We start from the raw sequence: 19,493 nt of genomic DNA, 5'->3' as shown, positions 1-19,493 counted from the left end.
GTGTTGAACGACGGCAGGATCGCCGCCGAAGGCACGGCGGAAGAACTGAAGCGACTGATCCCCGGAGGCCACGTACGGCTCCGCTTCACCGACCCGGCCGCCTACAGGTCCGCCGTCAGCGCACTCGGCGAGGCCACGAAGGACGACGAGGCGCTGGCCGTGCAGATCCTCAGCGACGGCAGCCAGCGTGAACTGCGTTCCCTCCTCGACCGGTTGGACGCCGCCGGCATCGAGGCGGACGAACTGACCGTGCACACCCCCGACCTCGACGACGTCTTCTTCGCCCTGACCGGCGGCGGCAGCACCGCCGTGCCGAGCCAGTCCAGCCAGCCGAACCAGCCCAAGGAGAACGTCCGATGAGCTCTCTCCCCCTCGCCGTGCGCGACTCGTCCACGATGCTGCGCCGCAACCTCCTGCACGCCCGGCGCTACCCGTCCCTCACCCTGAACCTGCTGCTCACCCCGGTCATGCTGCTCCTGCTCTTCGTCTACATCTTCGGCGACGTGATGAGCGCGGGCATCGGCGGCTCGGACCGCTCCGACTACATCGCCTACATCGTCCCGGGCATCCTGCTGATGACCATCGGCAGCACCACGATCGGCACCGCGGTGTCCGTCTCCACCGACATGACCGAGGGCATCATCGCCCGCTTCCGCACGATGGCCGTCCACCGCGGCTCCGTGCTCGTCGGACACGTCGTCGGCAGCGTCATCCAGTGCGTGATGAGCCTGGTCCTGGTGGGTGCCGTCGGCGTGGCCATCGGCTTCCGCTCCACGGATGCCACCGTCCTGGAATGGCTCGCGGCGTTCGGACTGCTCGCCTTCTTCGCCATGGCACTCACCTGGGTCGCGGTCGGCATGGGGCTGATCAGCCCGAACGCGGAGGCCGCGGGCAACAACGCGATGCCGATGATCCTGCTGCCGCTGCTGTCCAGCGCCTTCATCCCCGTCGACACGATGCCGGGCTGGTTCCGGCCGATCGCCGAATACCAGCCCTTCACCCCCGCCATCGAGACCCTGCGCGGCCTGCTCCTGGGCAGCGAGATCGGCAACAACGGCTGGATCGCCCTGGCCTGGTGCCTGGGGCTGACCGTGCTCGGCTACTACTGGTCGAAGGCGAAGTTCAACAACGACCCGAAGTAGCGGACGAGATGACGGCGCGGGCCACCTGCGCGCACCTCGTCCCACCCCAGGGCGGCGTACCCCGACTCGGTGTCGGCGTACGCCGCCTTTCACTTCTCCGTCAGGTACTCGCGCATCTCGTCCAGGATCCTGTCCGCCGCCGTGTAGCCGATTCCCTGGATCCACAGCTCGTCGTCGACCGTGTGGACGTCGCCCTTCTTCACCGCGCCCATGTTCTTCCAGAGGCTGCTGCCGACGGTCCGGGTCTGCTTGGCCTTCTGGGGATCGCCGTACGTGGAACGGAAGATGACGTCCGCGTCGGCGAGGTCGATCCTCTCGGGCGACACGTCGTACGAGAAGCCGTCCTTGGCCTTGGCCGCGATGGCGGGGCGGCCGAGACCCACGTCCTTGAGGAGCGTGGCGATGTAGGTCCGCTCGCCGTAGATGCGGATGTCCGCGCCCTCCACGAAGCGGACGACGTTGACCTTGGTCGCCCCGGCCTTCGCCGGGCCGCCGACGGCGGTGGTGACCTCCTCGGCGTGTGCGTCGTAGTCGGCGACGGCCTTCTTCGCCTCGGCCTTCTTGCCCAGCGCGTCGGCGTGCACCTGGAAGTTCTTCTTCCACGGGTAGCCGGTGTTCTCCGTCATCACGGTCGGCGCGATCTGCGACAGCTGGTCGTACTTCGCCGCGTGCCGGATCTTGCTGGTGAGGATGACGTCCGGCTTGAGGGCCGCGACGGCCTCCAGGTTCGGGTTCAGCATCTCGCCGACGTCCTCGATGCCGCTGACCTCGTCCTTGGGCAGGTAGCCCGGGAAGCCCGACGACGCCTCGACGTGCGTGGAGCCGACCGGCTTCACGCCCAGCGTGATCGCCGAATCCAGCTCGGCCGTGTCCAGGACGACGACACGCTTGGGGGCGACCGGGACCTTCACGTCTCCCATGGCGGTCTTGACGACGTGCGTCTCGCCGGAACCCGAACCCGAACCCGAACCCGACCCCGAGCCGGAGTCGTCGTCGGAGTCCGACGCGCCGCAGGCGCAGAGCGCGAGCGCGCCGCAGAGGGCGAGGGCCCCCGCGGCGACGGGGCGGCGACGGCGAGCGAGGAAAGCGGTGCTGGCGGTCATGGCTTCTGGGCCACCTCTCGGTCGGACGGGGGCTGCGGGCGCGGCGCTGCGGCCCACGGAGCCCCGGGGACGACCAGGGGCGACCCCGTCACCGGATCCGGTACCACCACACACTCCAGACCGAACACCTCGCGCACGAGATCCTCGGTGACGACATCGGCGGGCGCGCCCTCGGCGACGATCCGGCCCGCCTTCATGGCGACGAGGTGATCGGCGTACCGGGCGGCCTGGTTGAGGTCGTGCAGGACCACGACCACGGTCCTGCCGCGCTCGCCCTCGTGGGCCCCGGTCGCCAACTGCCGTACCAGGTCGAGGACTTCCACCTGGTGCGCGATGTCGAGATACGTGGTCGGCTCGTCCAGGAGCAGGATGTCCGTCTCCTGGGCGATGGCCATCGCGATCCACACCCGCTGGCGCTGACCGCCCGAGAGCTCGTCCACGGACCGTTCGGCGAGCGCGGCGACGTCGGTGCGTTCCATCGCCTCGCTCACGGCCCGCTCGTCCTCGTCGGACCACTGCTGCCACCAGTGCTGATGCGGCTGGCGCCCGCGCGCCACCAGGTCGGCGACGGTGATCGCCTCGGGCGCGACCGGCGTCTGCGGGAGCAGCCCGATCTGCTGGGCGATCTTCTTGGTCGGCAGCTTGGCGAGCGCCTCGCCGTCGAGCAGGACCGCGCCGCTCTTCGGCTTCAGAAGGCGGCCGAGCGCACGCAGCGTGGTCGACTTCCCGCACGCGTTGGGGCCGACGATGACCGTGACCTTGCCGTCGGGGACCGCGAGTTCGAGCTCGTGCACGACTTCGCGGTCCTCGTAGGCGAGGGTCAGCTCGCGGGCGCTGAGGCGGGCGGCGGTCACGAGGTGCCTCCATTGCTGACGGTACGGCCACGGCCGCTGTGGCTTCTGACGCCGTGGCTTCTGACGATCAGCCAGATCAGGTACGGGGCTCCGACCGCCGCCGTCAGGACGCCGACCGGCAGCTCGGTCGGCGAGAAGAGACGCCGGGCGAGGAGGTCCGCGAGGACGATGATCAGCGCGCCGAGGAGCGCCGAGCAGAGCAGCGGGATCTGCGCGGTGCGGGTCATCCGGCGGGCGATCTGCGGGGCGAGCAGCGCCACGAAGTCGACGGGTCCCGCGGCGCCGGTGGCCACGGAGGCGAGGACGACGCCGAGCAGGACGAGACCGAGGCGTACGTGCCCCAGGCGCACCCCGAGTGCGGTCGCCGTGTCGTCGTCCATGGTCACCGAGCGCTGGGCGCGGGCGGCCCAGAAGACGAACGGGAGCAGGGCGAGCAGCGTCCACCCGAGGGGCGCCGCCTCAGCCCAGCCGCGGCCGTTGAGCGAGCCCGTCATCCAGATCTGCGCCTGCTGGGCGACGAGGTAGTCGCCCTTGGTCATGAAGAGCGTCGTGACGGACCGCAGGGCGATCGCGAAGCCGATGCCGATGAGCACGAAGCGGGTGGCGTGCAGGCCGCCGCGCCAGGCGAAGGCGTACACGAGCGCGGCGGCGGCGATGCCGCCGAGCACCGAGAGGTAGGGCAGGACGGTGGCCGACGTGACGCCGAGGGTCATCGCCCCCACCGTCAGGGCGCTCGCGCCCTGGCTGATGCCGATGATGTCGGGGCTGGCCAGGGGGTTGCGGGCGACGGTCTGGATGAGCCCGCCCGCGACGCCGAAGGCGGCGCCGACGAGGAGGCCGACGGCCAGGCGGGGTTCGCGCAGCGTTCCCACGACCAGTTCATCGGGGGACGGCTGCCCGAAGACGACCTTCAGGGCTTCTGCGGGGTGTACGAACGACTCGCCCACGCACAGGTACGTGAGGCAGGAGGCCGCGAGGAGAAGGGACAGGCCGACGGCGACCACGGCCGCACGCCGGTGCAGCAGGAAGGCGGCATGGCGCACCCGAAGCACGGTGTACCCGGAGGGCCTGATGCGGCGAGTCGGGTGGGTGGGTGGGAGAGATCCGCCGCGCAGCGGCGGTTCGGAGGCGACGGACATCAGGCAGCAACCGCCTTCCAGCGCACCAGCGTCACGAGGAACGGCACCCCGATGAGCGCGGTCATCACCCCGGCGGGCACCTCACTGGGCGGAAAGATCACGCGCCCCACGGTGTCGGAGACCAGGAGCATCACCGGCCCCAGGACAGCGGCCATAGGAAGCACCCAGCGGTGACCACTGCCCACGATCGCGCGAGCGATGTGCGGGACCGCGAGCCCGATGAACGCGATGGGCCCGGCGGCGGCGACCCCCGCCCCCGTGAGCACGGTCGCCCCGAGCCCGCCGACGATCCGCACGGTCGCGACCTTCTGCCCGAGCCCCTTGGCCACGTCCTCGCCGAGGGCGAGCGCGTCGAGCCCCCGCGCCACGGACAGCACAAGGATCAACCCCACAAGCAGGAACGGCCAGATCTGGCCGACGATCTCCGCGTCGCGCCCGGAGAGCGAGCCCACCTGCCAGAAGCGGAACTCGTCCAGGGCCGATGCCCTGGTGGTGAGGACCGCGGTGGTCAGGGAGACCAGGAGCGCGTTGATCGCGGCGCCGCCGAGCGCGAGCTTCACGGGGGTCGCGCCGCCCCTGCCGCTCGCGGCGATCGCGTACACCGCGACGGACGCGATGCCCGCGCCGGCGAAGGCGTACCAGACGTACCCGGTCAGGGTGTGCACGCCCGCGAACGCGATCGCCATGACCACACCCACCGACGCGCCCTGGCTGACGCCGAGGATGCCGGGGTCGGCGATGGGGTTGCGGGTGATGCCCTGGAGGACCGTGCCGGCGAGGGCGAGCGCGGCGCCGACCATCAGGCCGATGAGCGTGCGCGGCACGCGCATCTCGCGGACCACCTCGGCGGCGTCGCTGTGCCCGCCGTGCAGGAGGGCGTCGACGACGGCCGACGGCGCGATCGCGCGGGCGCCGACGGAGAGACTGAGCAGGACCGCGAGCAGCAGGGCCACGACGGCCGCCGTCATCGCGACGGCGCGGCTGGCTGGCACACGCATCGGCTGAGCTCGTTTCGGGGGATCGGGGAGGGAAGTAAGGCTTGGCTAAGTCTAAGGGGGTGCCGCGGGCCCGGATCCGGGCGGAGTCCTCGGCACAATGGACCCATGAGCTCACGCACTCCGACGGTCGGCTTCGACCTCGACATGACCCTGATCGACTCCCGGCCCGGCATCAAGGAGGCCTACCTGGCCCTGTCCGCCGAGACCGGAACGTACATAGACGCCGACCTCGCGATCTCCCGGCTCGGCCCTCCCCTGGAGGAGGAGATGCGCCACTGGTTCCCCGAGGACCAGATCCAGGTGATGGGTGATCGCTACCGCGAGATCTATGCCGCGTACGCCATCGCCCCCACGCTCGCGATGCCCGGCGCCCGCGAGGCGATCGCGGCCGTGCGCGCCCACGGCGGCCGGGCGATCGTGGTGACCGCCAAGCACGAGCCGAACGCGAAGCTCCACCTGGCGCACCTGGGCATCGAGGCGGACGCGGTGATCGGCTGGCTGTGGGCCGAGGCGAAGGCGGAGGCGCTGCGCGAGCACGACGCGGCGGTGTACGTCGGTGACCACACCGGTGATGTACGCGGCGCGCGTACGGCGGGCGCGCTCTCCGTCGCGGTGGCGACCGGGCCGTGCGACGCAGCGGAACTGCGCGCCGCGGGCGCGGACGTCGTGCTCACCGACCTGACGGGGTTCCCGGCCTGGCTCGACGGCCACCTCGCGGAGGGCGCCGGGGACGCCGTTAAGTAGCCGCGGATTTCGCCTGGCGGCGTTGGACCGCGATACCGCGCAGCACTCCCGCCACGGCGACGACGAATCCGACGCCCATCAGCATGCACACCGCGTAGGCGATGGACGGGAACGGCTCGGTGCCGAGGAACAGTGGGGCCACCGTGACCAGAGTGGCCAGGGCTCCGACGAAGAAAACGATTGCTCCGGTCCGGACCAGGCCATCGCCCGGTCCGGCGGAATTCGTTTGGGTTTTGTCACGCACCCCACCAGGGTAGTTCCCAGCGCGAAGGAAGAATCCGGGGACGTCTTGTCACCGGCTCCCGGACCAATAGTCTTGGTTCCGGCGGGTCGGGCGACCCGCTGTAGTGCTATCCAGAGCCGTTTTCCGCGGCATAGACGCGTACGACGACACGTACGAGGACGAGGACTTCAGGTGCCTACCGGCAAGGTCAAGTGGTTCAACAGCGAGAAGGGCTTCGGCTTCCTCTCCCGCGATGACGGCGGCGACGTCTTCGTGCACTCCTCCGTACTGCCCTCAGGTGTCGACACACTCAAGCCCGGTCAGCGCGTCGAGTTCGGCGTCGTCGCGGGCCAGCGCGGTGACCAGGCCCTTTCGGTGGCGATCCTCGACCCGACGCCGTCCGTGGCCGCGGCCCAGCGGCGCAAGCCCGATGAACTGGCGTCCATCGTCCAGGACTTGACGACGCTCCTGGAGAACATCACGCCGATGCTGGAGAAGGGCCGCTACCCGGACAAGGCGTCGGGCGCGAAGATCGCCGGCCTGCTGCGGGCGGTCGCCGACCAGTTGGACGTGTAGGCCGCGAAGGCCGCTAGTCGAAGGTGAGCGCATTCGGCGCGAGGGGCGGTACGAGCCCCTCCGCCGCCGCTCGCGTGAGCAGTCCGCGGATGGCCGCATAGCCGTTCTCGCCCAGATCGGCCGTGAACTCGTTCACATACAAGCCAATGTGCTGATCGGCGACGGCCGGATCCATTTCCTGCGCGTGCTCCTGCACATAGGGGCGCGAGGCCTCGGGGTCGTCCCAGGCCATCCGCACCGACGTACGCACGGCGTCCGCGAGCTGCTCCAGGCGCTGCGTCCCGAGGGACCGCTTGGCGATGATCGCGCCCAGGGGGATGGGCAGGCCCGTCGTACGCTCCCAGTGCTCGCCCATGTCGGCGAGGCAGTTGAGCCCGTAGTTCTGGTACGTGAAGCGTGCCTCGTGGATGACGAGCCCCGCGTCGACCTTGCCGTCGCGCACCGCGGGCATGATCTGGTCGAAGGGCAGCACCACGATCTCGCCCACGCCGCCACCGGTCAGGGTGTCCGCGGCCCAGAGCCGGAACAGCAGGTACGCCGTCGACCTCTCGCTCGGCACCGCCACCGTCTTGCCGGTGAGGTCGACCCCCGCCTCGCGGGTGAGGACCAGCGGCCCGCAGCCACGCCCGAGCGCCCCGCCGCAGGGCAGCAGCGCGTACTCGTCGAGGACATAGGGCAGCACCGCGTACGACACCTTCAGGACGTCGAACTCGCCGCGCTCGGCCATGCCGTTGGTGATGTCGATGTCCGCGAACGTGACGTCGAGTGCGGGCGCGCCGGGCACCCGGCCGTGGGCCCAGGCGTCGAAGACGAAGGTGTCGTTGGGGCAGGGGGAGTACGCGATCTTCAGAGGGTTCGCGTCCTGCGGGGAATGCGCGTCCCGTGCGGGGGTCGCGTCCTGTGCGGGCGATTCAGTCATGCCGCTTCCAACTCTCCAGTACGGGCGCGAATTTCCCGAACGCGCCGCCCAGCGCGCCGAGCGCCTCACCGATCCGCCAGGCTCCGCGGTCCCGCGGTCCGACGGCGTTGGAGATCGCGCGGATCTCCAGGACGGGCAGGGCGAACGCGGCGGCGGCCTCGGCGACGCCGAATCCCTCCATCGCCTCCGCGAGGGCCCGCGGATGGCGCCGCCGCAGCTCGGCGGCGCGCTCGGCGGAGCCGGTCACGGTGGAGACGGTCAGGACGGCGCCGGACGCGGCGCCACAGGCGGCGGCCAGATCCCGTACGAGGGACGCGGGCGGCCGGTGGGTGACGGCGCCGAACCCGAGTTCGGTGACGGGCAGGAAACCGTCGGGCGTCTGCGCGCCCAGATCGGCCACGGTGATCTCGTCGGCGAGCACCAGGGAGCCGATGGGCGCGTCGGGCTGGAAGCCGCCGCCGATTCCGGCGGAGACCACCAGGTCGTACGGGGTGCGCGCGAGGGCCGCCGCCGTGTGCGCGGCGGCGGCAGCGGGGCCCACCCCGACGGCGATCGCGGCGCAGTGCGGGGGCAGGCTTTCAGCCACCGCGTCCCGTTCGGCGGGGACGGCGGTGGCCACCAGAATCCGGAGAGGGCCCACAGGGAAGACGGTCAGGCGTCCTTCTTGAGCTTGAACGACCACAGGCCGGTCGCCTTGGCCGTCGAGCCCTTGCCGCCCTCCAGCAGGCTGACGGTGGTGGCCTTGGCGCCGCCGCCGTACTGCTGGTTGAAGAAGACGCTGCCGGGGATCACGACGTACGTCTTCTTGCTGGCCTCGGTGAGCGGCTGACCGTTCATCAGGAGCGTCCAGCCCTTCTCGGCGACCTCGGGGTCGACGCCGAAGCGGACCTTCTCGTCGGGGTCGACCTTGATGGACTTGACGTCCGTGTCCTTCAGGCAGCCCTGGAGCTGGGACTGCTTGAGCTCCTTGCCGTCGTTGTAGCAGGAGGCCTCGGTGTTCACCGAGTCACTGCCGACCGTGATGGTGGCGAGCGGCGTCGGCTTGTCGCAGGCCGACAGGACGAGGAGACCGGCGGAGACGGCGCCGATGGCGGCCACGGAACGGCGAAGGCGCGCCGAGCTGCGAACGTGTGCGGCTCCGCCGCGGAGCAGGGAGGTCATGGGCGAAGGCTATCGGGCACCCGGTGCCGTCCCGCCACGTGGGGGTCGCGGCGTGCCGCTGCCCTCGGTTCCGTCCACTACGTCGGGCTCACGCCACGCGTCGGCGGCGCATCCCGCCGTGCCGGGCCGCCGAGAGCAGGCCGCGGGCGGTCGAGAGCCAGCCGATGGCGACGATCGCCGAGGCCACCGCGAAGCCCAGTGACCCGATCAGCGGCAGTGCCATGCCGATTCCGCCGCCCACCACCCAGGCCACCTGAAGGATGGTCTCCGAGCGGGCGAAGGCGGAGGTCCGCACCTCTTCCGGCACGTCCCGCTGGATCAGCGCGTCCAGGGACAGCTTCGACATGGCCTGCGCGAAGCCCGCCACCGCGCCGAGGCAGGCGACGCCCACGGCCCCGAAGAACACCGCCGCGGTGATCGCCACGCCGAGGACGACGGCGACGACGGTCACGATGATGATCTCCGGCGCCCGCGATCTGAGCCCGGCGCCGACGGCCGTGCCCAGCGCGTTGCCCACGCCCGCCGCGACGCCCACTATCCCCAGGGACACCGCGGCGCTCTGGCCGCCGAGCGGCTCCTCGCGCAGGAGGAAGGCGAGGAAGAAGATGAGGAACCCGGAGAGACAGCGCAGCGCGGCGTTGGCGGTGAGGGCGTGCGTGACGGCGGGCCCGACCGTACGCAGTCCGAGGCGCCGCTTCTTGGACGTGTCCGTCGCGGCCTCGGTGCGCGCGTGCAGGTGCAGATGCTCCTCGTCGGCCGCGAGCAGCGCCTTGTGCTCGCCCTTCGCCGAGTCGACCTTCGACGGCAGGGAGAGGGACAGGAGCATCCCGACGATGAAGATGACGAAGGCTCCGTAGAGGGGCCAGCGCGGTCCCAGGGCCTGTAGCCCCGCGCCGACGGGAGCCGCGATCCCCGTCGCGAGGAGCCCGCCGAGCGTGACTCTGGAGTTGGCTTTGACCAGGGAGAAGCCCTTGGGCAGGAGTCTGGGCACCACGGCGCTCCGTACGACCCCGTACGCCTTGGAGGCGACCAGGACGCCCAGCGCGGCGGGATAGAGCTCCAGGCTGCCCGTGATCACCGCCTCGGACAGGAGCAGGGCGAGGAGGGCGCGGGCCAGCATCGCGGCGGCCATGGCGTAGCGGCGGCCGTGCGGGAGGCGGTCCAGGAGGGGGCCGATGACGGGGGCGAGAAGAGTGAAGGGCGCCATGGTGATGGCGAGATAGAGGGCGACACGGCCGCGGGCCTCGTCCGTCGGCACGGAGAAGAACACCGTCGAGGCGAGCGCGATGGTGATCATGACGTCGCCCGCGCCGTTCACCGCGTGCAGTTCGATGAGCTTGCCGAGCCCCGACTCGCCCGCGCCGTGCGCGTGTGTGGCCTTGCGGATACCGCGGGCCGTGCCGGTGAAGGGCAGGTGCAGGGCGCGGCCGACCCAGCGGGCGGCCCGGTTCAGCACCGGGCCGTGTCCGCTCACTCCATGGGACGACGACCTTGCGGAAGCCACGTCGTCATAGTGCCCTCTATTGGGCCGGGCTAGTGCGAATCGGCTCCGGGGTAAACGGGTGGGCGGGTGGTAAACCCGCCCTGAAGCGGCGACGGAGCGGGCTCCGACGCAGGGGGCGGGCACGCCGGTGTAGGCCCAGGGGCCAGGAGAAGGTAGCGTGCGTAGCGCGCCTGCGGCGGTTGTTCTTGGCCGCGCGCCTCTCGGTCATCCCGCAGAATGGATGACGTAGGTGCGCCCGAGGACGTTCGGGCGCGGACGTCGACGCGGCCCTCCGGTCCGCTCCGTCCGCACTCCCGCGTATGGGTGGCGCACTCGTGAGACGGCGTAATGGAGAAGCGATACCTGTGACCGCAGCGACAACGCGAAGCCGTACCCCGCGTACCCCGCGTACTCCCGACCGCCTGTGCGCCGAGGCGGTGGGACTGGCCCGGGACGCGGCCGAGGAAGCCGCCGCACCCGGTGTGGTCGGCGAGCACGTCGAGGCCGTGGTCGAAGGTGACCGCGTAGTCACGCACCTGTTCGAATGCAAGGACTTCGGCTACCGGGGCTGGCGCTGGGCGGTGACGGTGGCCCGCGCCTCGCGCGCCAAGGTCGTCACGCTCGACGAGACGGTGCTGCTGCCTGGCCCCGATGCCTTGCTGGCCCCCGAGTGGGTGCCGTGGAGCGAGCGGCTCCGTCCCGGTGACATGGGCCCGGGGGACCTGCTCCCGACGGACGCGGAGGATCTGCGTCTGGAGCCCGGCTACTCGGGCGAGGAGGAGCCGCCGCCGAACTCCGTCTTCTCGGAGGAGATGGCGCAGCTCGTCGAGGCGGAGGACGCCGAGATCACGGCGGAGCCGTCCGCCGGGGTTCCCGCGGCGCCCGCGCGTGGCTCGATCGCGGCGATCGCCGACGAGCTCGGCATGCGCCGGGCGCGGGTCCTCTCCCGCTACGGCCTGCATGCGGCGGCCGACCGCTGGGAGGAGTCGCACGGCGCGAAGACGGCGATGGCGCAGGCGGCGCCCGCGTCCTGCGTCAGCTGTGGCTTCCTTGCCCCGATCGGCGGATCGCTCGGGCAGGCGTTCGGGGTGTGCGCCAATGAGTTCGGTCCTGCGGACGGGCATGTGGTGTCTCTCGCGTACGGCTGTGGGGGGCATTCGGAGGCTGCCGTGATGCCGAAGCCGTCGCGGCCGGCCGCGCCCGTCCTCGACGAGACCCGGGTGGACGTTCTTCCGCTGCGGCCTGCGCCTGATTCGGGTTCGGTGCCGGTGGAGGGGGCGGCGGAGGAACTCGGGCACAGCTGAGGTTCGGCTGGGGGGTGCCCGTGCTTCGCGCGGGGTCTTCCCCACCCACCCACCCGATTGCCCCGAAGCTGCCCCCGCGAGGGGGGGGCGAGGAACTGCGCGAGGTCGGACGCCGGCCGCGCGTCGGCAACGGCACCTTCCCGCGCTTCGCGCGGATCTTTCCCGCCCACCCACCCGATTGCCCCGAAGCCCTGCCCCGCAAGGGGCGCGAGGAACTGCGCGAGGACGGACCACGACCGCGCTCCGGCAACCCCGCCCAGCCCCTACGGCGCCTACCCCGCGCTCCGGCAACCCCGCCCAGCCCCTACGGCGCCTACCCCGCGCTCCGGCAACCCCGCCCAGCCCCTACGGCGCCTATCCCGCGCTCCGCGCGGACCTTTCCCACCCACCCACCCGATTACCCCGGGGTGCTCGGGTGGGTGGGTGGGGGATATCCGCGCGAAGCGCGGGAAGACGCCACCGACCAGCCCAGGCCGAGGGTGAACAAGTGCCTCCGGCCAGTCCAGGCCGAGGGTGACAGGTGCCTCCGGCCAACCCAGGCCGAAGGCCACCGGCGCCCCCGGCCGCTCAAGCCGAGGGCGACAGATGCCCCCGGCCGCTCAAGCCGAGGGCGACAGATGCCCCCGGCCACTCAGGCCGATGGCGACAGATGCCCCCGGTCAATCCAGGCCGAAGGCCACCGGCGCCCGGCCACCCGGGGGTCACCGCTCAGCTGGCGGCAGCCGTGACGCGGTAGCGTTCGGCCCGCGAACCAAGCTAGGGAGACGACACCGTGAGCAAGACCGTGCGGCCGGCGGCCGAGGGTACTGACCCGTTCGGCACGGCACGGCTCCGGCGGGGAGTCCTCGACGCCTGGGCGGCGAGCCCGGCCCGGTTCCGGGAGGACGCCAACGCCGAGGAGGACCTCACCCTCGGCGGCTACCGGGACCGGCTGATCGTCGAGCTCGCCCAGAACGCCGCCGACGCGGCAGCGCGCGCAGGTGCGCCGGGGCGGCTCTCCCTCACCCTCCGGGACGGGGTACTCGCCGCCGCCAACAACGGCACCCCCCTCGACGCCACCGGCGTCGAATCCCTCTCCACCCTCCGCGCCTCCGCCAAGCGGGAGGAACAGAACAACGGCGCCGTCGGACGCTTCGGCGTCGGCTTCGCCGCCGTGCTCGCCGTCTCCGACGAGCCCGCCCTCGTCGGGCGTACCGGCGGCGTCCGCTGGTCCCTGACCGAGGCCCGCGAACACGCCGCCGAGACCGCCAGGTTCAGCCCCGGCCTCGGGGACGAGATCCGCAGGCGCGACGGCCATGTGCCGCTCCTGCGGCTCCCCTTCGCCGCCGAAGGGACCGCCCCGGAGGGGTACGACACCGTCGTCATCCTGCCCCTGCGCGACGCCGCCGCCCAGGACCTCGTCGTACGCCTCCTGGACAGCATCGACGACGCGCTCCTCCTCGCCCTGCCCGGCCTCGAAGAAGTCGTCGTCCAGGTCGGCGACCAGCCCACCCGCACCCTGCGCCGCACCGCCGAACCCGGCTACGTGGACGTCCTGGACACCCGCGACGGCGACACCCGCTGGCGCACCGTCAGCCTCCAGGGCCCCCTGGAGCCCAGCCTCCTCGCCGACCGGCCCGTCGAGGAGCGGCTGCGTCCCCACTGGTCCGTCACCTGGGCCGTCCCCACCGACCGCGACGGCGCCCCGCGACCGCCCCGCAGCGCCCCCGTCCTGCACGCGCCGACCCCCAGCGACGAACCGCTCGGGGTGCCCGCCCTGCTCATCGCGTCGTTCCCCCTCGACACCACCCGGCGGCACGCGGCCCCCGGACCCCTCACCGACTTCCTCGTGCAGTGCGCGGCCGACGCGTACGCCGAACTCCTCGCCGACTGGCGGCCCGTCGGCGAAGGCATCATCAGCCTCGTCCCCGGCCCCCTCGGCAAGAGCGAGCTCGACGGCGCGCTGCGCCAGGCCATCCTGCAACGGCTGCCGCGCACGCCCTTCCTGCCTCCCGCGGTCGAAGCCGTCCCTCAGGAGGACCCCGACGTACCCGAGTGGGAGGCCCCCGTCGCGCTGCGTCCGCGTGACGCGGAGGTCGTGGAGGGCGCGGGCGCCGAGACCGTACGCGTACTCGCCGACGTCCTGCCCAGCCTGCTCCCCGCGGGACTTGAGCGCCGCGCCGAGCTGCGCACCCTCGGTGTCGCCCGGGTCGCGCTGACCGAGGCGATCGACCGCCTCGCGGGTCTTGAGCGGGATGCCGGCTGGTGGCGGCGCTTGTACGACACCCTCGCCGGTGTCGATCCTGATCGCTTGACCGGGCTTCCCGTCCCGCTGGCCGACGGACGCACCACCATCGGGCCCCGCCAGGTCCTGCTGCCCGTCATCGGCGACGACAGCGACCCCGCCGCCCTGGTCCGCCTCGGCCTGAAGGTCGCGCACCCCGACGCCGTGCATCCCCTCCTGGAGAAGCTCGGCGCCCTGCCCGCCACACCCCGCGCCGTTCTGACGACCCCGCAGGTCCGCGCCGCCGTCGCCGCCTCCCTCGACGACGACACGTGGGACGAGGACGCCGTGGACGCCGAGGAGCTGGCGGACATCGTGCTCTCCCTCGTCCGGGAGGCGAACCTCGCGCCCGGCGACGAGCCCTGGCTCGGCGCGCTCGCCCTCCCCGACGAGGACGGCGAACTCGCCCCCGCCGGTGAACTCGTCCTGCCCGGCAGCCCCTTCGCCCAGGTCATGAGCGAGGACGAGCTCGCCACGGTGGACGCCGAGCTCGCCGAGCGCTGGGGCGAGCAGCCCCTCGCCGGATGCGGTGTGCTCGCCACGTTCGCCCTGGTCCGCGCCACGGACGTCGTACTCGACCCCGATGAACTCGATCCGCGCGAGGGCGACTTCGCCGAGCCCGACGACGCCGGGCTGCTCGACGCGGTCGACGTGTGGGCCGAGGACGTGCTCGACCGGCTGCCGGAGACGCCCGTTCCGCCGGTCGCCACCGAGATCATCGCCGTCCGGGACCTGGACCTGGTCGACGACGACTGCTGGCCGCAGGCCCTGGCGATGCTCTCGCGCCCGCCGCTGCGGGACGCGCTGACGCAGCCGCTGCGGATCCTGCTCCCGGACGGCACGACGGAGAGCGTCCGGTCGTACACGGCTTGGTGGCTGCGCGGGAATCCCGTGCTCGGTGGCCGCCGTCCCGCCGGTCTGCGGGCATCGGGCGGCGACCCGCTGCTCGAAGGGCTCTACGACGCCGCCGACGCCTCCGGATTCGACGACGAGCAGGTGCTGCGCGCCCTCGGCGTCCGCACGTCGGTCGCCGCGCTCCTGGAGGAGCCCGGCGGCGCCGCCGAGCTGCTCGACCGGCTCGCGGACCCGGAGAGGACCGTTTCGGCGGCCCAACTGCACGCGCTGTACGGCGCCCTGGCCGACCTGGACCCGGAGCAGGTGACGCTGCCGGACGAGGTGCGGGCCGTCGTGGACGGTGCGGTCGTGGTGGTCGACGTGGCGGACGCGGTCGTCGCCGACGCCCCTGACCTGCTGCCGCTGACCGGGGGAGTGGCCCTGCTGCCGGTGGAGCCCCGCAAGGCGCGTGACCTGGCCGAACTGTTCCAGGTGCGCAGGCTGAGCGAGTCGGCGGCCGAGGAACCTTCGGGGGAGGGCGCCGAGCATCCGGTGCCGGATTCGGTGCGGGCGCTTCTCGGGTCCGCGACCCCTCAGACGTACATCGAGTACGAGGAGCTGTTCGTCGGGGACGTCGAGCTGGACTGGCGCCGGACGCCGGACGGCACCCTCCACGCCGCCACCCTGGAGGGCGTGGCCGCGGGCCTCGCCTGGGCGGCGGGCCAGTGGCCGCGCCGCTTCGAGGTCGCGGCGCTGTTGGAGGATCCCTCCAGGACCGACGAGCTGGAGCGGGACCGCTGGTTCGACTGAGCGGAACCGTTGGCTGTCCGGCCGAGTGAGGCCGGTGGCCGCCGTACGGAACCCCCTTTCCGTGCGGCGGTCACATAATCTTCACCGCCCGTACAACCAGAGGCCCAGGTCAGGAGTCTGATCTTCCGAGTCAACAGACTCCTAGATCACCGGACTTCGCGTGACAGCCCCCAATGCACCGCGAAGTCCCCTTCCCACCTGGGGAAACACATGCGCATCCGTGCCACCGTGGCCGCACTGACCGGCACCCTGGCTCTGTCCGCACTCGTCGTCCCGGCCGCCCAGGCCGTGGACGGCCCGAATGGTCCGCAGAAGCTTGCCGCCTCCGTAGCCAAGGCGGACGGCGACAACATCGGCGACACCAAGATCACCAAGGTCACCGTCAACGGTGGCAAGGACATCGTCGTCGGCACCACCGAGAAGAAGAAGTTCACCGTCGCCGTCACCGCGACCGACCCGGAGGGCGTAGGGGCAGGCAGCGCCTTCCTGTGGCACGGCCCGACCGAGGACACCGCCGACGGCGTGTTCACGCCGGACAACTTCAACGGCAAGTGCACGGTCGTGAACGCCACCACCTCGACCTGCACCGTCACCGTCATAGCCGACCCGAAGGTCATCTTCACGAACGACGTGGCCGGCGGCGGCTGGAAGGTCTACGCCGCCGCGGGCGGCAACGACGGCGACCAGGCCACCATCGAGGACGCCAAGTCGAACGCCCGCGTCCAGCGCGCCGCCCGTCTCACCACGAACGCCTCCCCCGAGCCCATCAAGAAGGGCAAGACCCTCACGGTCACCGGCGCCCTGACCCGCGCCAACTGGGAGACCTCGAAGTACGCGGGCTACACCAAGCAGTCCGTGAAGCTCCAGTACAAGAAGAAGGGTGCGACCTCCTACTCCACCCTGAAGACCATCACGTCGGACACCAAGGGCAACCTGAAGACGACCGTGAAGGCCTCGGCGGACGGCTACTACCGCTACGTCTTCGCCGGTACGTCCACGACCCCGGCCGTGACGTCGACCAGCGACTTCGTGGACGTCAACTAGTAGCCACGCCGGAACTACGCCGGAAAGCGGCGGTCCACCCAGCGGAAGATGACCTCGATGATCAGTGAGGCCACCGCCGCGATCGCGACCGCCGCCCACGGCAGCGTCGTGCCGACCAGCTTCAGCTGGAAGAAGTCCTGGAGCCACGGCACGGTGAGCACCAGCAGGAAGCCGAGACCCATCGCGCCGATCAGGCAGAGCCTCCACCACGTGTAGGGGCGGGCGATGATCGCGAGCACCCACATGGCGATCAGGAACAGCGCCAGCGTGGCCGCGCTGGTCTCGGCTTCCCGCGCTCCGGCGCCCGCGTAGTGGTGGCGCGCCAGGAGGTACGTACAGAAGGTGGCGACGCCCGCGACGACGCCGCCCGGGATCGCGTACCGCATGACCCTTCGTACGAAGTGGGGCTTGGCCCGCTCCTTGTTGGGGGCCAGGGCCAGGAAGAACGCGGGGACGCCGATCGTCAGGGTCGAGAGCAGCGTGAGGTGGCGCGGCAGGAACAGGTACTCCACCTGCGAGCAGACCACGAGCAGCGCGATCACGACCGAGTAGACGGTCTTGACCAGGAACAGCGTCGCGACTCGCGTGATGTTGCCGATGACCCGGCGGCCCTCCGCGACCACCGAGGGCAGTGTCGCGAAGCTGTTGTTCAGGAGCACGATCTGGGCGACCGCCCGCGTCGCCTCCGAGCCCGAGCCCATCGAGACGCCGATGTCGGCGTCCTTCAGGGCGAGTACGTCGTTCACGCCGTCCCCGGTCATCGCGACCGTGTGGCCGCGTGACTGGAGGGCGCCCACCATGTCGCGCTTCTGCTGCGGGGTGACGCGCCCGAAGACGGAGTTGGCGTCCAGCTCGTCCGCCATCTCGCCCTGGTCCGTGGGCAGCCTGCGGGCGTCCACCGTGTTCTCGGCGCCCGGCAGGCCCAGCTTTCCGGCGACCGCGCCCACCGAGACCGCGTTGTCGCCGGAGATGACCTTGGCACTGACGTCCTGCTCCTCGAAGTACCGCAGGGTGTCGGCCGCGTCCGGGCGAAGGCGCTGCTCCAGGACGACCAGGGCGGTGGCCTCGGCTCCCGCGGCCACGTCGGCGTCGTCGAGTTCACCGGCCGCGCGGGCCAGGAGCAGTACGCGCAGGCCCTGCTGGTTGAGGTCCTCGATCTCGGCGAGGGAGGGGTCACCGTCGGGAAGGAGCACGTCCGGGGCGCCGAGCAGCCACGCCGATGTGTTGCCGTCGCCCTCGCTGAAGGCGGCGCCGCTGTACTTGCGGGCCGAGGAGAAGGGCAGCGACTCCGTGCAGCGCCACTCCTCGCTGTCGGGGTAGGAGTCGATGATCGCCTGGAGCGACGCGTTCGGCCGCGGGTCGGACTCACCCAGGGCGCCGAGGACTTTCCGTACGTACGCCTCGTCCGAACCGTTCAGCGGACGCAGCTCGGTCACGTCCATGCCGCCCTCGGTGAGGGTGCCGGTCTTGTCCAGGCAGACCGTGTCGACGCGGGCCAGGCCCTCGATCGCGGGGAGCTCCTGGACCAGGCACTGCTGGCGGCCCAGGCGGATGACGCCTATGGCGAAGGCGACCGAGGTCAGGAGGACGAGCCCCTCCGGGATCATGGGGACGATCCCGCCGACGGTGTAGGCGATGGACTCCTTGAAGTTGTCGTCCTTGACGACGAGCTGGCTGATGACGAGGCCGATCGAGGTCGGGATCATCAGCCACGTCACGTACTTGAGGATCGTCGAGATGCCGTTGCGCAGCTCGGAGTGGACGAGGGTGAACCGGCTCGCCTCCTCGGCGAGCTGCGCCGCGTACGCCTCACGGCCGACCCTCGTGGCGGTGAACGAGCCGCCGCCCGCGACCACGAACGAACCCGACATCATCTTGTCGCCGGGTTTCTTGACGACGGGGTCGGCCTCACCGGTCAGGAGCGACTCGTCGACCTCCAGGCTCTCGGTCTCGACCGTCTCGCCGTCCACGGGGATCTTGTCGCCGGGGCCCAGCTCCACCAGATCGCCGAGGACGATCTCGGAGGTGGAGATCTCGGCCGCCCTGCCGTCGCGGCGCACGGTCGGCTTGGCCTCGCCGATGACCGCGAGTCCGTCCAGGGTCTTCTTGGCGCGCAGCTCCTGGATGATGCCGATGCCCGTGTTGGCGATGATCACGAAGCCGAAGAGGGAGTCCTGGATCGGCGCGACGAAGAGCATGATCACCCAGAGCACGCCGATGATCGCGTTGAAGCGGGTGAAGACGTTCGCCCGGACGATCTCGGTGGTGGAGCGCGAACTGCGGATGGGTACGTCGTTGACCTCGCCGCGTGCGACCCGCTCGGCGACCTCGGCGGCAGTCAGCCCCGTCGCGCGTCCGGTGGGCAGCTCCACCGGGTGGACCGGATCGAGCTCGGCGCCCGCGTCGATATGCGTCATGGCATCGACGGTACGGGCGGATATGGGGCTTCACCCCTTGAGCGGCCCAAAGATCCGACCACGGTAGGACATGGACCCTCCCGTGGTTGTACGGGCGCGCGCCCGCGGGGCGGGTTACTCCCCGGCCGGCGCCGCCTTGCTTTCCGCGTCCCGCTTGATCGCGGCGTCGCGGCCCCGCACGTACCAGATGCCGATCAGGCCGAGGCCGGCTCCGGCCAGGCAGGTCCACACCCACCAGGTGGCGTCGCGGTCGTCGAACCAGCCGTAGAACGGCAGCTGCACCAGGAAGAGGACGAACCAGAGGATCGTGCCGCCCGTGATGGTGGCGACGACGGGGCCCTCCAGGGGCTCCGGCGCGTCGTGCTTGGGTGTCCACTTCTCCATGCCCATAGCTTACGAGTCGTCCGACCGAGGCCCCCAGGGGGCCGGTTCGCCCTGGTGCCGCAAGGGTCTACGCGCGGAGATAGCGATTTCCCCCT

Annotated in this window: 17 protein-coding genes and 1 pseudogene; 7 read left to right on the top strand and 11 right to left on the bottom strand. The window is 71.5% G+C overall.

The annotated features are described in order from the left end of the window. Window positions 1–360: pseudogene (locus tag ACFUPX_RS38450) on the top strand (ABC transporter); the annotation flags it as partial. After that, window positions 357–1,142 (top strand): ABC transporter permease, encoded by a 786-nt coding sequence (locus tag ACFUPX_RS38445; protein ID WP_383333318.1) that lies wholly within the window; start codon window positions 357–359, stop codon window positions 1,140–1,142. The pseudogene ACFUPX_RS38450 and the gene ACFUPX_RS38445, both read left to right, overlap by 4 nt. 89 nt (window positions 1,143–1,231) lie before the next feature. On the opposite strand, the gene ACFUPX_RS38440 is transcribed toward ACFUPX_RS38445, so the two are convergent. Genes ACFUPX_RS38440 through ACFUPX_RS38425 form a run of 4 tightly spaced genes read right to left on the bottom strand, consistent with a single transcriptional unit; the run spans window position 1,232 to window position 5,236 of the window. Further along, complete coding sequence (locus ACFUPX_RS38440) at window positions 1,232–2,245, bottom strand: ABC transporter substrate-binding protein (RefSeq protein ID WP_383333316.1); 1,014 nt, start codon at window positions 2,243–2,245, stop codon at window positions 1,232–1,234. Next, window positions 2,242–3,099 carry an ABC transporter ATP-binding protein gene (locus ACFUPX_RS38435; protein WP_383333314.1) on the bottom strand — a complete coding sequence of 286 codons (858 nt, stop codon included), beginning with the start codon at window positions 3,097–3,099 and terminating at the stop codon, window positions 2,242–2,244. Before ACFUPX_RS38435 ends, ACFUPX_RS38440 begins: the two co-directional genes overlap by 4 nt. Beyond that, window positions 3,096–4,238: a FecCD family ABC transporter permease gene (locus tag ACFUPX_RS38430; RefSeq protein ID WP_383333312.1), complete on the bottom strand. Its 1,143-nt coding sequence runs from the start codon at window positions 4,236–4,238 to the stop codon at window positions 3,096–3,098. The genes ACFUPX_RS38435 and ACFUPX_RS38430 overlap by 4 nt, the downstream gene beginning before the upstream one ends. Then, the gene (locus ACFUPX_RS38425) at window positions 4,238–5,236 is read right to left on the bottom strand and encodes a FecCD family ABC transporter permease (RefSeq protein ID WP_383333310.1); all 999 of its coding nucleotides are present in this window, start codon (window positions 5,234–5,236) and stop codon (window positions 4,238–4,240) included. The genes ACFUPX_RS38430 and ACFUPX_RS38425 overlap by 1 nt, the downstream gene beginning before the upstream one ends. Before the next feature lie 105 nt (window positions 5,237–5,341). On the opposite strand from ACFUPX_RS38425, the gene ACFUPX_RS38420 reads away from it, so the two are divergent. After that, on the top strand, window positions 5,342–5,980 hold the full coding sequence (locus ACFUPX_RS38420; protein WP_383333308.1) for an HAD family hydrolase: 639 nt from the start codon (window positions 5,342–5,344) through the stop codon (window positions 5,978–5,980). Here the strand turns inward: ACFUPX_RS38420 and ACFUPX_RS38415 are convergent. Beyond that, complete coding sequence (locus tag ACFUPX_RS38415) at window positions 5,973–6,224, bottom strand: hypothetical protein (protein WP_383333306.1); 252 nt, start codon at window positions 6,222–6,224, stop codon at window positions 5,973–5,975. The two genes, ACFUPX_RS38420 and ACFUPX_RS38415, sit on opposite strands and share 8 nt — an antisense overlap. A gap of 171 nt (window positions 6,225–6,395) precedes the next feature. On the opposite strand from ACFUPX_RS38415, the gene ACFUPX_RS38410 reads away from it, so the two are divergent. Continuing rightward, window positions 6,396–6,779: a cold-shock protein gene (locus ACFUPX_RS38410; protein ID WP_383333304.1), complete on the top strand. Its 384-nt coding sequence runs from the start codon at window positions 6,396–6,398 to the stop codon at window positions 6,777–6,779. 13 nt (window positions 6,780–6,792) lie between these two features. On the opposite strand, the gene ACFUPX_RS38405 is transcribed toward ACFUPX_RS38410, so the two are convergent. From ACFUPX_RS38405 to ACFUPX_RS38390, 4 genes are all read right to left on the bottom strand, one after another. Further along, window positions 6,793–7,698 (bottom strand): 1,4-dihydroxy-6-naphthoate synthase, encoded by a 906-nt coding sequence (locus ACFUPX_RS38405; RefSeq protein ID WP_383333302.1) that lies wholly within the window; start codon window positions 7,696–7,698, stop codon window positions 6,793–6,795. Continuing rightward, a complete protein-coding gene (locus ACFUPX_RS38400; RefSeq protein WP_383333300.1) occupies window positions 7,691–8,338 on the bottom strand; it encodes a futalosine hydrolase in 648 nt (215 codons plus the stop codon). The genes ACFUPX_RS38405 and ACFUPX_RS38400 overlap by 8 nt, the downstream gene beginning before the upstream one ends. Window positions 8,339–8,349: 11 nt before the next feature. Then, window positions 8,350–8,859, bottom strand: coding sequence for a DUF2771 domain-containing protein (locus ACFUPX_RS38395; RefSeq protein WP_383333298.1), 510 nt, complete (start codon window positions 8,857–8,859; stop codon window positions 8,350–8,352). Between the two features lie 88 nt (window positions 8,860–8,947). Next, the gene (locus ACFUPX_RS38390) at window positions 8,948–10,333 is read right to left on the bottom strand and encodes an MFS transporter (RefSeq protein WP_383333326.1); all 1,386 of its coding nucleotides are present in this window, start codon (window positions 10,331–10,333) and stop codon (window positions 8,948–8,950) included. Window positions 10,334–10,707: 374 nt separating this feature from the next. On the opposite strand from ACFUPX_RS38390, the gene ACFUPX_RS38385 reads away from it, so the two are divergent. The 3 genes from ACFUPX_RS38385 (at window position 10,708) to ACFUPX_RS38375 (ending at window position 16,597) form a co-directional block, all read left to right on the top strand. Further along, entirely contained in the window at window positions 10,708–11,646 is a 939-nt protein-coding gene (locus tag ACFUPX_RS38385) for a DUF3027 domain-containing protein (protein WP_383333296.1), read from the top strand. 772 nt (window positions 11,647–12,418) lie between these two features. Then, window positions 12,419–15,553 carry a sacsin N-terminal ATP-binding-like domain-containing protein gene (locus tag ACFUPX_RS38380; protein WP_383333294.1) on the top strand — a complete coding sequence of 1,045 codons (3,135 nt, stop codon included), beginning with the start codon at window positions 12,419–12,421 and terminating at the stop codon, window positions 15,551–15,553. A gap of 210 nt (window positions 15,554–15,763) precedes the next feature. Next, window positions 15,764–16,597: a calcium-binding protein gene (locus ACFUPX_RS38375; RefSeq protein WP_383333292.1), complete on the top strand. Its 834-nt coding sequence runs from the start codon at window positions 15,764–15,766 to the stop codon at window positions 16,595–16,597. Between the two features lie 14 nt (window positions 16,598–16,611). Here ACFUPX_RS38375 and ACFUPX_RS38370 read toward each other — a convergent pair whose 3' ends face one another. Both ACFUPX_RS38370 and ACFUPX_RS38365 read right to left on the bottom strand, forming a co-directional pair. Next, on the bottom strand, window positions 16,612–19,014 hold the full coding sequence (locus ACFUPX_RS38370; RefSeq protein ID WP_383333290.1) for an HAD-IC family P-type ATPase: 2,403 nt from the start codon (window positions 19,012–19,014) through the stop codon (window positions 16,612–16,614). A 114-nt stretch (window positions 19,015–19,128) separates the two neighbouring features. Then, window positions 19,129–19,398, bottom strand: coding sequence for a DUF2530 domain-containing protein (locus tag ACFUPX_RS38365; protein ID WP_383333288.1), 270 nt, complete (start codon window positions 19,396–19,398; stop codon window positions 19,129–19,131). Window positions 19,399–19,493: the final 95 nt, after the last annotated feature.

The organism is Streptomyces sp. NPDC057302 (assembly GCF_042667685.1).
Taxonomy (GTDB): Bacteria; Actinomycetota; Actinomycetes; order Streptomycetales; family Streptomycetaceae; genus Streptomyces.
The sequence above is the reverse complement of the archived record's forward strand: the minus strand, read 5'-3'. Positions and strand labels throughout refer to the sequence as shown.